The following is a 13,951-nucleotide window of genomic DNA, read 5'->3' on the forward strand; positions in this document are numbered from 1 at the left end:
GTCTTCGGACATGATCAAGTTCGCTCCCAAGGCACAGTTGACCTCGATCGTCGACGATTGGGGGCCGTATTATATCGGCCGGGTGAAGGCTGCACTCGACGGCACCTGGAAGCCCGGCAATGTCTGGCTGGGCATCAAGGACGGCGCCGTTAAGATGGCCCCTTACACCAACATGCCCGACGACGTGAAGGCGATGGCGGAAGCCACCGAGAAGAAGATTATCGACGGATGGAATCCTTTCACCGGGCCGATTGGGAAGCAGGACGGAACGCCGTGGCTGAAGGAAGGCGAAGTCGCCGACGACGCCACGCTGCTCGGCATGAACTTCTACGTCAAGGGCGTCGACGACAAGCTGCCGCAGTAAGCGCAGGCCTTGGCTCGGCCGGCTTTCGCCGGAACAGGAGAGGGCGCCTTTGGGCGCCCTCTTTTCATCTGCAGAGCTTCGAAGGTTTACCTGCCCGGCTTGCGAATCCCACTCACGAAAGTTCAGCGGGCGACTATCGTGTGAACGCCCGTAGGCAGCCTGATACGATCCGATGTGGGAGCGAGCGCCGGGCGCCCATCCGTAGTGATCTGCCATATCTCGACGGCGCCGCCAAGCGGCGCTTCCTCATTGCGATAACGGTTCACGCCAACGAAGAGCTTTTGTCCCGTGCGATCAAAAGCGAGTCCTTGCGGCAGCACGCCTGCGAGCGGCCATTCGCCGTGCGGCGATAGCCGTCCTGTTTCAGAGTCCAGCTGATAGAGGCTGAGCGACGCGTGCTCCGTCCAGTCGCGCGAGCCATCTGGCTTACCGGTGCCGCGAAGATTGGACGTGACAAGAAAGCGGCCGTCGGGGCTGAAGGCGATCGTCTCGGCGCCCCAGCCACCAAGCGCGATGTGAGGCACGGTGTGCCTTGCTGCGTCGCCCGTCGTCCCGACATCGGCAAGCCGGACTGTGGTGAGGATGCCCTCCTGAACGCCATAGAAACCAGCCGTATCGATTCCCCATTGAACATCGGAGGTGATGTAGTAGCGGCCGTCCGGCGAAAAGCGGCCGACAAACGGGAACTTGTTCGTCTGGATGCGATTGCCCCAGGAACGAATAGCAGAAACTGCTCCGTCCTCTCCGCGCAGCACCTCGTAGAAGGCAACCTGACCACGGTCGACGAGATTGACCCCGACATACCGGCCGCTTGGATGCCACTGCACCCAGGTCGCTTTCAATGGAATGAAACCCGTTGACGGCTCAAGACCGAGACCGAAGCTGGATGCTTGGCCGAACCGACCCTCTCTGACCGGAACGAAAGTGAGTTCGTGTTCGGCGTCGGCAGTAATTGCGGCGATGAGATCGCCAGCAGGATTGAGATGGATCGCCTGCGGCTGGATTCCGATCCTCACGCTGTCGACCACCGCCGAGTGGCCGCCATCGAACTGGAGCGATCGGATCGTGTCGCCTTGCTGCAACTCGTCGAGGCGGGTCGCCCGTTCGGAGCGTTGACGGAAGGTTTCGGCGACGAAAACGAACTGGCCATCCAGGGAGACGTCTAGTGCTCCGGGCGGCCCATAGGTCGAATTCGAAACCTCCGTCATCGCAACAGGGCGAGACCGCTCTGTCGGCGAGGTGATGATGGACAGCGTATCCCGATTGTGAGGATCTGGAGGCCCGAGCTCGCCCGTCTCGTAGACGGTCGGCACCATATCGACATCCGACAACGCAAAGACGATCCCTCCGCGACTTTCGGCCGGCTGAGCGCTTGAGAGGTTCGGCATCAGGAATAGAAGAATAGCAGCGAGAGAACAGCGTCGCATGGATGTCTCCATATCGATTGAAGGCGCCTATTTTCGGGGTTCGCTTTCAGTCGTCAAATCGATATTTGACATCTCAATATTCCTCTCAGTAATAAGAGTTCGGAGGTCCAGCATGAATCTGGCTTCGATCGATCTGAACCTGCTTGTCGCCTTCGACGCTCTGCTCAGTGAAGGCAGCGTGAGCGCGGCGGCAGCTCGTATCGGGCTCAGCCAGTCAGCGATGAGCAAGCGCCTCGCCCATCTGCGTCGGCTCTTCGCCGATGATCTCTTCGTCCGTCATGCCGATGGCGTGCGGCCGACCGAAAAGGCGCTCGACCTCGCCGATCCGATCCGGGCCGCGCTACGGCAGATCCAGGATGCGCTGGGAGGGTTCGGCCAGTTCTCGCCGGAGCGATCGGGTCGCATCTTCAGGATCGCGACCACCGATCACATCGCGGCGACTTTAATGCCCAGACTGATGCCGGTGCTCCGTTCAGCGGCGCCGAGAATTTCGATCGTCCTGCGCAGCCTACACCGACAGGAAATCGTCGATTGTCTCGAGAAGGGCTCGATAGACCTTGCGATCACTATCCTGCCCGATGCGCCGACAACGATCAAACGTGCATCACTCTTCCACGTGAACTGGCTATCGATCGTCTCGGCAGAGCATCCTGAGATCCGCGACGCGATGACGCTCGAACTCTTTCTGAAGTATCCGCACTTGCTGGTCACTCATGTCGGCGATCTGAAGGGCTACATTGATCGCCTTCTGGACGACCGCGGCCTGAAACGGACCGTCGCAATGAGCCTGCCTTATGCGCTCGCCGTGCCGGCGATCATCGCCCAGACGGACATGATCTGCACCTTGTCGGCAAACGTGATCCGGCTGACGAATTGGCCGCGCGTGCGCTCTTTTCCGCTGCCCTTCGACTACTTCGGTTATCGGGAAACTCTGCTATGGCATCGGAGGAACGACAGCGACTCCGGTCACGCCTGGCTCAGGCGGATGCTTATCCGTGCAAGCGAAACAGTCACGTCCTAGAGCGCTTTGCGTTTTGGTCGAAACAAAACCGCGCTCTAACTCTCTATTTTAAAGCATTTTGTCGGACGCCAAACGAAGACGTTTGGCTGCAAAATGCTCTAGCAGAAAGGGTCTTCGCCCCGCCGGCGATCAGACCGCCGAACCGTAGAGATCGTAGGCGTCGGCGCGGTCGATCTTGACGGTGACGATGTCGCCGGCGCGCAACGGGCGGCGCGACTGGATATGCACCGAGCCGTCGATTTCGGGCGCGTCGTATTTGGTGCGGCCCTTCGCCGAGGTGCCATGCGCCTCGTCGATCAGGACAGGCAGGCGTTTGCCGACTTTCTTGGCGAGCTGCGTCGCCGAGATCTTCTGCTGGCGCTGCATGAAGCGGTGCCAACGCGCTTCCTTGATCTCCCGCGGTATCTGTTCGAGGCTGAGATCATTGGAGCGGGCGCCCCTGACAGGCTCGTATTTGAAACAGCCGGCGCGATCGATCTTCGCTTCGTCCAGCCAGTCGAGCAGCATTTCGAAATCGTCGTCGGTCTCGCCGGGGAAGCCGACGATGAAGGTGGAGCGGATCGCCAGATCCGGACAGATTTCGCGCCAGCCGCGAATGCGGTCGAGAGTCTTTTCGCCATGGGCAGGCCGGCGCATGTTCTTCAGCACCTGCGGCGAGGCGTGCTGGAACGGAATGTCCAGGTAGGGAAGGATCTTTCCTTCGGCCATCAGCGGGATGACATCGGCGACATGCGGGTAGGGGTAGACATAGTGCATGCGTACCCAAACGCCGAGCTTGCCGAGTTCCTCCGACAGATCGAGGAATTTTGCCCGCACTTCGCGATCGCCGAACATGCTGGTCTGGTATTTGATGTCGATGCCGTAGGCGCTGGTGTCCTGCGAAATGACCAGTATCTCCTTAACGCCGGCCTTGGCCAGTTTCTCGGCTTCGCGCAAAACGTCGGCCGCCGGTCGCGAGGCGAGGTCGCCGCGCAGCGCCGGAATGATGCAGAAGGTGCAGCGGTTATTGCAGCCTTCCGAAATCTTGAGATAGGCATAGTGGCGCGGCGTGAGCTTGACGCCTTGCGGCGGCAAAAGGTCGATGTAGGGATCGTGGCTCGGGGGTGCTGCCTCATGCACTGCAGCCATCACGCTCTCGTAGGCCTGCGGACCGGTGATGGCGAGAACGTTGGGGTGTTTCTCGCGGATTACGTCAGGTTCGGCGCCTAGACAGCCGGTGACGATGACCCTGCCGTTCTCCGAAAGGGCGGAGCCGATGGCATTGAGCGATTCATCACGAGCCGAATCGAGAAAGCCGCAGGTGTTGACGACGACCAGATCGGCGCCGTCATGTTTGCGCGCGATCTCGTAGCCTTCGGCGCGCAGGCGCGTGATGATGCGCTCCGAGTCCACGAGGGCTTTCGGGCATCCAAGGCTTACGAAGCTGACGCGAGGGGCAGACATGTGCGGTTTCCAATGGACGCGGGCCGGAAACCCTAAGGCCCGGCCCGGAAGTCTCGATACATGTTGATCTTTAGAACTTTCGCAGAAGCTCAATTTGCACGGCGCAATAGCATAGTTCCGCAATCAAGCAAACCGGGGAATGGCTTGGCGCCGCTCGGCGGGCCTGCGCTGCTAAAGGGTCAAGTTCAATGACCGCCCGGTCCGAACCACGGCGCCAGGAACGCAAACTGTTCGGGGAACTGCTGCACGGCACCATCCAGAAGCATCTTCACGGCGACGTAGAGAATGATCACGAGGCCGATATAAGCAATCCAGCGGTACTTATGCAGGAGGCGTGCGACAAACGAAGCGGCGAAGCCCATCAGCGCAATCGACAGCGCCAAGCCGATGATCAGGACCGTCGGATGGTCCATTGCCGCGCCTGCGACTGCAAGGACGTTATCGAGAGACATCGAAACGTCGGCAATGACGATCTGCCAGGCTGCCTGAGCAAAGGTCTTGCGCGGCCCTTTGCCGCCGATCGTCCCGCTCTTGTCGTAATCGACATTCGACAACGATTCCGTCGCGTCATGTTCCTGCTCGTGGCTGACACGGAGTTCGCGCCACATCTTCCAGCACACCCAAAGCAGCAGCAGGCCGCCGGCTATGAGAAGAATGGGGCCGATTGTGAGGAGCCACTGGGTGATTAGTGCGAAGAAGATGCGAAGCACGGTGGCCGCCGCAATGCCGACGAGAATCGCCTTCTTGCGCTGGTCCGACGGCAGGCCTGCCGCGGCAAGGCCGATGACGATGGCATTGTCGCCGGCAAGCACAAGGTCGATGGCGATGACCTGGAGCAGAGCCGCGAGGCCAGAGGCGGTAAAAATTTCCATCAGCTGGAATTTCCTTGCTTGGTCGCCAATCGTTCGCGTGGGGTGCCCGAACGCCTAACGTGTATGGTTCCCGCGCGTCAAGAGATGGCTTGAGAACAAGGCCGGCAAACCGCCTGATCTGCCGTGATCAAGATGACCCCGAAACCAGAACGCAAATGGCGCCCCTGCAAGGAAAATCTGTCGAAACTGCTCATGCCAAGCAGTCCTCTGCAGGCATCGGGATAGTAAAAATGATGTCATGCGGCAATCGGTGCGAAATCGTCGGCCGGGGCGCGAGCCGCGCATGCACCAAGGTCGCGACTCCGCTCACGACCGCTCCACGATTGGTGGAATCCTCGACAAATGCCCAGTTCCGCTGCCCAGTTCCGCCTGGCGTCGCAACCATGCGATGCAGGGCTTGATCGAGAACGACAGCACGGGTTGAAGCACGCCGCCACCGCGATAGATTTCGGGGACCGAAGAGTACGATGCCTTAGAAAGTGTTCCTCACAGGAGAGGCTCGTGACGTCTGACGACAACACACCCGTCCTTTCAGGGGCGATCGGGGAGTACCGCGAGTTCGATCCTCCGGCCGCACTCGAAAGGCATTTCCTGTGTGTCTGGTCCAATACATTGCGTCCGGACGCGGGGAGCTTATCGGCCGTGGTCCCAGACGGTTGCGTCGACATCACCTGGATCGACGGCGATCTGGTCGTAGCAGGCCCCGACGTGGCCGTTGCCCTCTCTACGCTGACACCCGGCTCTACTGTGATCGGCACCCGCTTCGGACCGGGTGCGGCAAGCCGGTGGCTCGGGCTGCCGATGTCGGAGATCGTCGGCGGCCGGGTGGGGCTCAGCCAGTTCTGGGGGGCGCTGGCGCGCGAAATCGCCCAGAGAATTGGTGATGCATCCTCCACGGCGGAGCGGATGCGGGCGATGCAAGCGGCGCTCTCCCGGCTTGCGCCCGATGTCAAGCCGCCGCCTCCGGACATGGGATTTGCCTTCAACGCGCTGAAAACGGAATCCGCCGGTCCGGGCATGGCGGTGATCCTCGATCGGCTCGACGTCAGCCCGCGAACACTTCGCCGCCGCTGCCAGGAGGCTTTCGGCTATGGTCCGAAGACGCTCGACCGCATTCTCCGCTTCCAGCGGTTTTTGAACCTGGCGCGGCAGTCCGCCGAGCCGCGCCTTGTCGATCTTGCGTTCGAGGCGGGCTATTCGGACCAGGCGCATCTCACGCGCGAGGTGCGGCGCCTGTCGGGGTTCTCGCCCGCGACGGTTCTGCGACAGCTCGGCGCCTGAACTGGCCGTTTCGTTCAATACGCCACCGCCAACTCCCCCTAGTCTGCCTTCGTTGAAAGGAGGCAGATATGACGATCTACAAATGCCGCATCATCACCGCGTCCATCGACCGGGACTGGCGCGAAGTCTACGACTTCGCCTCCATCCCGGAGAATTTCCAGCGCTGGGCGGCAGGCCTTGGCCGGCGCTTCGAAAGATCGGGCGAAGAATGGACTGCGGAGGACCCCGAGGGCCGGCCCATCCGCATCCGCTTCTCCCGGCCCAATGAATTCGGTGTCCTCGATCACATCGTCTTCGCCGAGGGCAAGGAAACCCGCAATGCGGTGCGCGTGGTACCCAACGGGACCGGCGCGGAGGTCATGTTCGTGCTCTTAAGGAAGCCGGACATGACGGAGGAGATATTCGCTGCCGACGCCGCCGCGGTAGAGCGCGACCTCAACACCCTGAAGGCAATGCTCGAACGCTGAGCTTCCCAAGATTCACGAAAGGAGAAGATCATGGCCAAATCCAGCAACGACAAGCGCATCGACTATGTCGAGTTTTCCGTCGGTGACATCGCGCGCTCGCGCGACTTCTATGGCAAGGCCTTCGGCTGGTCCTTTAAGGACTACGGGCCGAGCTATTGCGAGTTCAACGACGGCCGCCTGACCGGCGGCTTCGCCCTCGGTGGCCAGAGCAAGGCGGCAGGCGGGCCGCTGGTGATCCTCTATGCCGACGACCTTGACGAGACCCAGCGCCACGTCGAGGAGGCCGGTGGGAAGATCGTCAAGCCCGCCTATTCCTTCCCCGGCGGCCGCCGCTTTCACTTTTCCGACCCGGACGGCTACGAGCTGGCCGTGTGGTCGGGCAAGTGAGAAAGCGGAAGGGGGCGCCGAGCCGAGCCCGGCGCCTCTTTCGAGTGGTTTTGGGCGGGCCGTCGGGCTTAATGCCGCTCTTGGCGCCAGGAGCGGATAGTGAATACTGACCGGGCGAGCTACCAAGGATTTGATTGCGCGGCTGGTATCTCTGTGCTGACCCACCTTAGAGATGCCAGCGCTGCTGTTGTAACAAAATTATTGTCCGATGGCGTAGCTCGCATCGTATAAGGCTGGCCTGAGGACCATCGCATACCGCACGAAGCATGACGGAACCGACACGAACGACAGTACGGCAAAGGCTGTATGCTTTTTTGATTGCAGGCCTGGGCGGGCTGGCCGCATCGGCAATCTCGTTTTCGATGACGCTCTACGAAGCTGCCCATCCGCCAAAGGTGCCGGTTGTGCAGGCAGGCCAGCAGATCGATACCGGTCGCTGGTTTGTGACCTTGCGAACGGCACGTGTCGGAACAGTGCCGCCGACAGGCGTTCCTCCGTCGCGGCCGGTGCAGCTTCTGATGGTGGATCTGGACGTGGTGAACCGTTCCGCCACTCCAAACAACGTGCTCTATCGCACCGTGACGCTTAGCGCGCCGGCGCAAAAGCTGCCGATGCCAACGGTTTATCTCGATCGCGACAAGTATCTGGCGGGATATTTCAATCCCAACATGCCGGAACGCCTGACCATGGCCTGGGAGTGGCCGGCCGGTGTGTCCGTGCCGGACAAGGTGACGATCACCGTTACCGGCCAAATCTACAAGCTGCGCGACAATCTCTACGGCGCAAGCGGGTGGTACGACCGAGATCCCGTTGCGACGGTCGATCTGCCGGTGGAAAAGGCGCTATGATGCGCATGGTGCGTTCGGTGCTTGCGCTGCTGTTCGCTGCCGCCGTGCTCTACGGCATGCAGCATACGCGTCCGCTCTACAGCGACATTACATCGCCGATAGTCTCTTCGGGCGGCATGAACAAGCGTGTCCAGGCTAGCGCGTTCGCGCTTTCGCTGGACAGCGCCAGGGTCGCCCGTGTCCTCAACGTCGAGACCTTCGGGAAGTCAAAGACCTACACGAGTTCCGGCGTATGGGTTGTGGTCGAAGGCGAGGCGGAGGCGAAATTCGAGACCTTGCGTCTCACATCGGGTGAGTGGCTGAGCGGCAGCGGCATCCGTTATGTCCTGACCGACCGGCTGCCGGCGACGATCGAAATGATGCCGGGCGATGCCTATCAGCCCGGCCTGCCACGCCGCGTCCTTCTGGCGTTCGAAGTGCCGGAAGAAGCCGTCGCCGGCGGGACCGTAGTGGTCGCACGCACAAAATTGCTGCCGCTCGACGATGAGATCCGCATCACCACGGATGTTTCCGGCAAAGACATCGAGCCCGCAATCACTATCCGCCGCAACGAAGAAAGGCCGCCATGGACAGTTCTCCCGCAAAGGTGATGTCAACGCGGCGAGGTTATCGGCTGAGCATGACGGCGCTGGTGGTTGCGCTGCCTGCAGCGCTAGTCGTGCAGACGTGGGGAAGCATCAAGGACTGGCGCTCCCAATTTTTGCGCCAGCCGCTATCTGCGACCTTGGGGCAACCGATCGACTATGCCGGCGCAAGCTGGACAGTGACGCGCATCACCAGACTGGCAGGCAGTGAGGGAAACGCCGTCGTCCTCGCCGAATTCGAAGCTCTCGCAGCTGACCCGAAGGCGCTCGGCGCCGTTCCGTGCAAGGTGCGGCTTTCCGACGGAAGCGGTCGCGAATGGCAGCCAACCCTATTTGCCGATCCGATGGTCAGGAAGCAATATCCGGAGGCCCAGCAACGGTCCCTGTGTGGCGGCATGGCGTTCGCGGCGGCCGAGCCCGGCAAGCCGGCACGGATGACTGCCAGCTTTTCGATTCCGCCTGCGGCGAGCAGCCTCACGCTATCGATTGGCCTCTACTCGGCGCTACCGAATCATCTCAGCGTCAGCGAGCCGCAGACCTGACGCCACGACTGCAGTCTCGAGCACGGCTGCAAGCAGCGCGACTCGGACTGCGTCGAGCAGGATTCCTCCTTCGAGTTCGCTTGGGCTGCCGATGAACAGGCTGATCGTGTCGGCGAAGATCTGCCAAGTTGCGAGGTCATGCGCTCCGATCAGTCTTGTCAGGCCATACCACATCCAGGCGCCGATCCAGGAGATGGCCTGATAGGCGATGACGAAGGTGACAAGCGTCGCAAGGCCGGCACTGAGCGTCAGCTTGAGACAAGTCCAGACCGGCGAATAGCGGCTGCGGTAGCCGCCAACGAAGTGCGTCGCGAAATCCTTCAGCCACTTTTGCCATGAGGTCGTGCGCGATAGCGCAGGACCGGGAGCGGCCGGCGCGGAAAGCTCATAGCCGTTGATGATCGCCGCCATCACCAGCCAGACAATCGGCAGCAACGCGAAAAAGAACAGATTCTGAAGCTGCTCTCCGAAGGGAAGCGGCCGGAATTCCACCGGAACGAACTGGCCGGCGGCAGCCGCCGAAGTTACCGGCGCAAACAAATCGAGGCTGAGCTGCTGCAGCGCCGCGCCTGCGCCAAGCCAGCGGATGAACTGGTCTTTCCATACGTCGAGCGCGTAGAGACCGATGAAGACCCAAGTTGCGTCCGTCGCCACGATCAGCAGCCGCCAGTAGGGGTGAGAGGCGCGCGCATTCAGTCGCTTGGCGGCAAAACGCACCAGCCAGCAAATGACGATCGACAGTACCACGCCGCTTGACTGAAGAATGGCGAAGATGTCGACGCTCTTGCCGAGCTCGGCTTGGGCCAGCGCCATGCGCGAATATTCGCGAACCGTATCGCCAAGAAAGCCCCAGGCGGCATAATAGGCGAAGAAAGGCAGGATCGCAGCGGCGGTAATCGCCAGGATCGGCTCGCGTTTTGTTTCGTCCGCTCCTTTTGCTTGTTGCCTCAGTCCCGCCACCGCCGGCATATGCGGCCGGAGCACCACGAACATCATGACCAGCACCGTCAGCTTGGCGAGAATCACCAGCGACAGCATGACCATTCCGCCCAGCGGGAATTGGAGGCCGATCGTGACGGCGCCCTGTAGCAGCAGATCATGAGCGATCACACCGAGGCAGCCGACCAGCAATAGCTGCGGCCAGCACTGGACAAGCAACCGCGTGGTTACTGCAAGAGGCCGGTATATGTCGTCAATCGTCGTGGTCATCGCGTCGGGTGACTTTTGTGCTCCGGTCCGGACTTAAGATGTTGTTCGTCAGACGATCCCCCAAATCCAAAAGGAGGGGTTGCATTGGCGGAGGGAGGACCTGAAATCCAACCTTCTCCATGGATCTGCGATCACCTTCGTAGTTGGGGTGTTCGGCTGATGCTGTTCATTTGACCTGTTCAATCTCCGGACCTGGGTCGACTGGCGGAGCCGGCGTGCAATCTAGCCCCTTGCATTCCTCGACAGGGCTATCTGCTGTCGGAAGGCAGTTTCGGCCGTCGCAATGAACTGCCGGCTCCGGCGCTTCTTCGTGGTTAGGCGGATCAAGCTCATCCTCAGCGCATCCTACTAGTCACATCGCTCCGGCATTAGTTCCGAGGCAGATAGCCTCCTCGTAGGATTTTGGGAGTACTGGTTTGCTCGCGCCAATGTCGCGTAGATAGCGCGAACTTGAGGGAGCTACCAGTCCTCCTAGGTCCGCTCGCCGAACTCTGCGCCGTTTCCGGGCGTCGGACGACGATCGTCGGGTGGAATCTGGATGACCTCCGCCTCTGTGCGGCCAAACTCCCGGCCGATTTGAAATGCCGCATACAGCGCGCCAAGACCGATTAGGAATCGAAGCATTTGAGATCTCCTTCGGCGGTAGAACTACACGGCCGGCAGTCAGTTCCACAGGGGCGGAACCACAACGTTCAACATTCGTTGCCACTGACAGTGGGCCAAGGAGGACGCCACAGATGGCGGACAAGAGGACGAGCGACACGAGCCGAGTTAAGAAGGGTGCAGAACTTGAAGTTGAGCACCTGGCGGAGATGACAGACGTAACGCCCAAACAGGCACGGGCATTGCTTCGCAAGCACGGCGCGGACTGGCAGCGGCTGAGGGACGAAGCTGAAGATTTGAAGAAAGACGATTAGTCGGGTCGATCTCCGGCCGGCGCGATTCAGGCGTAGCCTCGCCTGACTGGGGACCTAATTGCGCACAAGCCAGTCCAGCGCGTCTGAGTCGACATGCTCGTGGTCGGTTGCGAGTCGCGCTTGAATGTCGCGAAATGGAACGCGTGGCGACGCGACGATGCTGCTCGGCCGTAAGCAAGAGCTTGTGGGTGAAGAAGAAGCGTGCCTCGACGCTCTATCGCCCGCCGTGCCGAAAGGTCCGGCGGGCTTTTTTTGCGTCTGGAACAAAGCCTTGAGACGACAGTTTGAGCTTTTGCAGCATATCTCGCAGACCGATGCTGCGATCGGTGTCCTCCGATCAAGCCCGCGTTCTCTCCCGGAGGGCGCGGGCTTTCTTTCGCTGTCGCCTCCAAGGGAACATCTGCCCGAGACCGTAGTTTGGACGCGGACCGCTTCCCCATTGGCGGTCTTCCACTACTCCCCCGCTGACCCCGGCGGGCGGGGGTTTTTGTTTTCCGGTCTGCTTCAAAAGAAACATCCGGCCTCCCTGTGCGTTCGGCTCCAAAGGGATGATTATGAGCGAAGATGCTGGCAAGGGCAGCCCTGGCGCCCGGTGCGCTGGCCCATTACTTGGCCGAGCAAACAGGCATCTCGGAGCCCGATGCTCGGGTGCTAATCGAACTGATCGGCACCAACTGGAATTCATTGATCCGTGAGGCGCGGGTGCTGAAACCGCGGCGTTGACGCCCCACCCCGTCGGTGCGGCGGTTTTTTCCTTTCATTGAGGCTCAATCTTGGATTAGCGCGCAGGCGAGTGCAGTGAGGGAGCGTTTGCATGTTCATCCGCCAAAAAGCCAGAGAAGCTGGCGTGTTCAGCTCGTCAGAAGTGGCCTTGCTAGGCCGTGTGTTCGACAGGTTGCAGGTTGAGGGTCAATCCCCTCACGCCGGGAGGCGCTCGCGTCCCGCATAATAGCGAACTACGAGGCTGGGATCACAGACGAGGAAGAACTGGTTACGGCGTCAAAACTGTCATTGGGGCGCTAAGCGACTCGCCGCCAGCCTCCGACTTGTGCGTTTGTGGAAGCGTAGGCGCTCAATTCATTACGCAACACGCGTCAGTCTTGCTTCCGCTTCCACAGGTCCGAAGTCGAAGTGTTCAGTTCCAAAATTTGTCGCAATTTGTGACAGCGGTATCGGATTGTTTGGAATCGTTCGCACTCCGGTGGCACCGGTTTGGCCGCGTATCAACTGATCTATTATAACCTCAACGCAATCCGCGGCTGCCTTTGCCTGGCCCTGGTCGTTGTTTGGGTTGAGATCGTTTTGATTGTAAGCCAGCGCAACAGCGCTGCCCATCGTAAGCGTGAGGACAGCAGCGAGGATGACCTTCTTCATCGCCTCCTCCATCTTGCCTTTTGCCCGCTCCGCAAGACCACAACGGGCCTGTCACGGATCTGAGTCTAGTTTGGCTGCGGCCTAGACCGATTACCCTATCGCCTTGGGCCGGTTACCCTTCGTCCCCTCGCGTCGCCATCGGTCAGCCTGATTGGCGCCCTTACAGGGAATTTGCCATTGGCTGTCGGGAGAGCGCTCGCCCTATTGTTGGCGCTGTTGTTCTGGCTGATAGGCTCGTCCTAACGGCGGTTGCCAAGCCCGCGGCTATGCCTTCGCACGAAGCGTGAATGGACCTGGAACACGTCGTCACCTAGATCGTTTACTGCTGTCATGCCGTCGACCTCGATCCGCAAAACGGAATACGATCCGGAAAGAAGAATCCTCTCAGTATGGTTCGTGACCAGCGGCAAATGTTACGAATTTGAGGACGTACCGCCGGAGACGTTTGCCGCATTCCGTGCTGCCTTCGCCAAGGGCCGCTATTTCAACAATCATATCCGCGACCGCTTCCGTTACCGTTTGGTCGAACCGACACAGTAACTGACTGGATTGGCCTGTCCAATGGCTCGTTGCTAACCGGCTTCCTCGGCACACACTTCCCCCATTCGGTTGGCCTTCGTCTCCGCTTGTTGACAGAATCGCCTCGCCCCCCTGTGGTGCCATCTCTCCGGGTCGTCGGCAAATCCGCCGGAACCGATCCGCTCCCCAGAGCTTTCGTAATCAGGGGCAGCGTCAAAGAGGAGACTGTTATGGATCGGCAGGAAAATAGTGTTTTGGAGGCTGGCTGGCTTTTGGCGGTCCCGCTTTCTATCGGGTTTACCGTTTTGATTGCAGGCTTAGTGCTGGGCTAGTGTGCTATGAGAACCGGAACTCGACCGCTCGCCCCTGGGCCGTCCATGATTGCCGGGCGTCAACGGAATCAAAATCGCGCAATAGCTGCGGCACAAGAGCAAGGCGGACGTCACCGTCGCGCTTTTCGCCAGCCCGCTGATCGCGCTTCTGCCTCGCTGCAAAATCAGCGCTCCCCCTTGCCGGTCGAGGTTACGGTTCGGTCATAACGGCGCGGGCGAGAAAGGCGCCCGCTAGGCGTCCATCTCCAGCCGATCGTGCACCGGCTTATCGTGCCAGATCACTTGCCTGAGATCCCGCATATCGACCGGCTGCGCACAGATCGGGCAGATGTAAAAATGGTCGCCTTCGTTCTTGGGCGGGTCG

17 protein-coding genes are annotated in these 13,951 nt (G+C 60.5%); 11 read left to right on the forward strand and 6 right to left on the reverse strand.

What is annotated here, in order from left to right; all coding sequences use genetic code 11:
• The coding region (locus EOA86_RS04725) for a BMP family ABC transporter substrate-binding protein (protein WP_128340852.1) at positions 1-364 on the forward strand (364 nt) is incomplete at its 5' end.
• A 122-nt stretch (positions 365-486) separates the two neighbouring features.
• Here EOA86_RS04725 and EOA86_RS04730 read toward each other — a convergent pair.
• On the reverse strand, positions 487-1,791 hold the full coding sequence (locus EOA86_RS04730; RefSeq protein WP_164891553.1) for a beta-propeller fold lactonase family protein: 1,305 nt from the start codon (positions 1,789-1,791) through the stop codon (positions 487-489).
• Positions 1,792-1,903: 112 nt separating this feature from the next.
• On the opposite strand from EOA86_RS04730, the gene EOA86_RS04735 reads away from it, so the two are divergent.
• Complete coding sequence (locus tag EOA86_RS04735) at positions 1,904-2,812, forward strand: LysR family transcriptional regulator (protein ID WP_164891554.1); 909 nt, start codon at positions 1,904-1,906, stop codon at positions 2,810-2,812.
• A gap of 129 nt (positions 2,813-2,941) precedes the next feature.
• On the opposite strand, the gene rimO is transcribed toward EOA86_RS04735, so the two are convergent.
• Together rimO and EOA86_RS04745 are read right to left on the reverse strand one after the other, a co-directional pair.
• Positions 2,942-4,255 (reverse strand): 30S ribosomal protein S12 methylthiotransferase RimO, encoded by a 1,314-nt coding sequence (rimO, locus tag EOA86_RS04740; protein WP_128340855.1) that lies wholly within the window; start codon positions 4,253-4,255, stop codon positions 2,942-2,944.
• Between the two features lie 185 nt (positions 4,256-4,440).
• Positions 4,441-5,127, reverse strand: a complete 687-nt coding sequence (locus EOA86_RS04745) for a TerC family protein (protein WP_029352456.1) — start codon at positions 5,125-5,127, stop codon at positions 4,441-4,443.
• A 501-nt stretch (positions 5,128-5,628) separates the two neighbouring features.
• On the opposite strand from EOA86_RS04745, the gene EOA86_RS04750 reads away from it, so the two are divergent.
• From EOA86_RS04750 to EOA86_RS04775, 6 genes are all read left to right on the forward strand, one after another.
• Positions 5,629-6,408, forward strand: a complete 780-nt coding sequence (locus EOA86_RS04750) for a helix-turn-helix domain-containing protein (protein WP_128340856.1) — start codon at positions 5,629-5,631, stop codon at positions 6,406-6,408.
• Positions 6,409-6,476: 68 nt separating this feature from the next.
• Positions 6,477-6,875, forward strand: coding sequence for an SRPBCC family protein (locus EOA86_RS04755; protein ID WP_128340857.1), 399 nt, complete (start codon positions 6,477-6,479; stop codon positions 6,873-6,875).
• A gap of 30 nt (positions 6,876-6,905) precedes the next feature.
• The gene (locus tag EOA86_RS04760) at positions 6,906-7,262 is read left to right on the forward strand and encodes a VOC family protein (RefSeq protein ID WP_095520575.1); all 357 of its coding nucleotides are present in this window, start codon (positions 6,906-6,908) and stop codon (positions 7,260-7,262) included.
• 314 nt (positions 7,263-7,576) lie between these two features.
• On the forward strand, positions 7,577-8,110 hold the full coding sequence (locus EOA86_RS04765) for a hypothetical protein (protein ID WP_128340858.1): 534 nt from the start codon (positions 7,577-7,579) through the stop codon (positions 8,108-8,110).
• Positions 8,107-8,700 (forward strand): hypothetical protein, encoded by a 594-nt coding sequence (locus EOA86_RS04770; protein ID WP_127211622.1) that lies wholly within the window; start codon positions 8,107-8,109, stop codon positions 8,698-8,700. Before EOA86_RS04765 ends, EOA86_RS04770 begins: the two co-directional genes overlap by 4 nt.
• Positions 8,676-9,236, forward strand: coding sequence for a hypothetical protein (locus EOA86_RS04775; RefSeq protein WP_128340859.1), 561 nt, complete (start codon positions 8,676-8,678; stop codon positions 9,234-9,236). The genes EOA86_RS04770 and EOA86_RS04775 overlap by 25 nt, the downstream gene beginning before the upstream one ends.
• On the opposite strand, the gene EOA86_RS04780 is transcribed toward EOA86_RS04775, so the two are convergent.
• Both EOA86_RS04780 and EOA86_RS38420 read right to left on the reverse strand, forming a co-directional pair.
• Positions 9,198-10,445: a hypothetical protein gene (locus EOA86_RS04780; protein ID WP_128340860.1), complete on the reverse strand. Its 1,248-nt coding sequence runs from the start codon at positions 10,443-10,445 to the stop codon at positions 9,198-9,200. The genes EOA86_RS04775 and EOA86_RS04780 overlap by 39 nt on opposite strands.
• 471 nt (positions 10,446-10,916) lie before the next feature.
• Positions 10,917-11,069 carry a hypothetical protein gene (locus EOA86_RS38420; protein ID WP_164891555.1) on the reverse strand — a complete coding sequence of 51 codons (153 nt, stop codon included), beginning with the start codon at positions 11,067-11,069 and terminating at the stop codon, positions 10,917-10,919.
• A gap of 113 nt (positions 11,070-11,182) precedes the next feature.
• Between EOA86_RS38420 and EOA86_RS04785 the strand changes: the two genes are divergently transcribed.
• Both EOA86_RS04785 and EOA86_RS38425 read left to right on the forward strand, forming a co-directional pair.
• A complete protein-coding gene (locus EOA86_RS04785) occupies positions 11,183-11,362 on the forward strand; it encodes a DUF3606 domain-containing protein (protein WP_128340861.1) in 180 nt (59 codons plus the stop codon).
• A 564-nt stretch (positions 11,363-11,926) separates the two neighbouring features.
• Positions 11,927-12,085, forward strand: coding sequence for a hypothetical protein (locus EOA86_RS38425; RefSeq protein WP_164891556.1), 159 nt, complete (start codon positions 11,927-11,929; stop codon positions 12,083-12,085).
• A 357-nt stretch (positions 12,086-12,442) separates the two neighbouring features.
• Here the strand turns inward: EOA86_RS38425 and EOA86_RS04795 are convergent, their stop codons facing one another.
• Positions 12,443-12,736, reverse strand: a complete 294-nt coding sequence (locus EOA86_RS04795; protein ID WP_128340862.1) for a hypothetical protein — start codon at positions 12,734-12,736, stop codon at positions 12,443-12,445.
• 330 nt (positions 12,737-13,066) lie between these two features.
• Between EOA86_RS04795 and EOA86_RS04800 the strand changes: the two genes are divergently transcribed.
• Complete coding sequence (locus EOA86_RS04800) at positions 13,067-13,276, forward strand: KTSC domain-containing protein (RefSeq protein ID WP_128340863.1); 210 nt, start codon at positions 13,067-13,069, stop codon at positions 13,274-13,276.
• The last annotated feature ends 675 nt before the right edge of the window (positions 13,277-13,951 follow it).

Source organism: Mesorhizobium sp. M5C.F.Ca.IN.020.32.2.1, assembly GCF_004023105.1.
In the GTDB taxonomy this organism is placed as follows: domain Bacteria; phylum Pseudomonadota; class Alphaproteobacteria; order Rhizobiales; family Rhizobiaceae; genus Mesorhizobium; species Mesorhizobium wenxiniae.

What these genes read in the sequence shown, in the direction of transcription:
- EOA86_RS04730 (WP_164891553.1), bottom strand. Translation starts at nt 1,791, where the DNA reads ATGCGACGCTGTTCTCTCGCTGCTATTCTTCTATTCCTGATGCCGAAC.
- EOA86_RS04735 (WP_164891554.1), top strand. Translation starts at nt 1,904, where the DNA reads ATGAATCTGGCTTCGATCGATCTGAACCTGCTTGTCGCCTTCGACGCT.
- EOA86_RS04775 (WP_128340859.1), top strand. Translation starts at nt 8,676, where the DNA reads ATGGACAGTTCTCCCGCAAAGGTGATGTCAACGCGGCGAGGTTATCGG.
- EOA86_RS04795 (WP_128340862.1), bottom strand. Translation starts at nt 12,736, where the DNA reads ATGAAGAAGGTCATCCTCGCTGCTGTCCTCACGCTTACGATGGGCAGC.
- rimO (WP_128340855.1), bottom strand. Translation starts at nt 4,255, where the DNA reads ATGTCTGCCCCTCGCGTCAGCTTCGTAAGCCTTGGATGCCCGAAAGCC.
- EOA86_RS04770 (WP_127211622.1), top strand. Translation starts at nt 8,107, where the DNA reads ATGATGCGCATGGTGCGTTCGGTGCTTGCGCTGCTGTTCGCTGCCGCC.
- EOA86_RS04760 (WP_095520575.1), top strand. Translation starts at nt 6,906, where the DNA reads ATGGCCAAATCCAGCAACGACAAGCGCATCGACTATGTCGAGTTTTCC.
- EOA86_RS38420 (WP_164891555.1), bottom strand. Translation starts at nt 11,069, where the DNA reads ATGCTTCGATTCCTAATCGGTCTTGGCGCGCTGTATGCGGCATTTCAA.
- EOA86_RS38425 (WP_164891556.1), top strand. Translation starts at nt 11,927, where the DNA reads ATGCTGGCAAGGGCAGCCCTGGCGCCCGGTGCGCTGGCCCATTACTTG.
- EOA86_RS04800 (WP_128340863.1), top strand. Translation starts at nt 13,067, where the DNA reads ATGCCGTCGACCTCGATCCGCAAAACGGAATACGATCCGGAAAGAAGA.
- EOA86_RS04755 (WP_128340857.1), top strand. Translation starts at nt 6,477, where the DNA reads ATGACGATCTACAAATGCCGCATCATCACCGCGTCCATCGACCGGGAC.
- EOA86_RS04785 (WP_128340861.1), top strand. Translation starts at nt 11,183, where the DNA reads ATGGCGGACAAGAGGACGAGCGACACGAGCCGAGTTAAGAAGGGTGCA.
- EOA86_RS04745 (WP_029352456.1), bottom strand. Translation starts at nt 5,127, where the DNA reads ATGGAAATTTTTACCGCCTCTGGCCTCGCGGCTCTGCTCCAGGTCATC.
- EOA86_RS04780 (WP_128340860.1), bottom strand. Translation starts at nt 10,445, where the DNA reads ATGACCACGACGATTGACGACATATACCGGCCTCTTGCAGTAACCACG.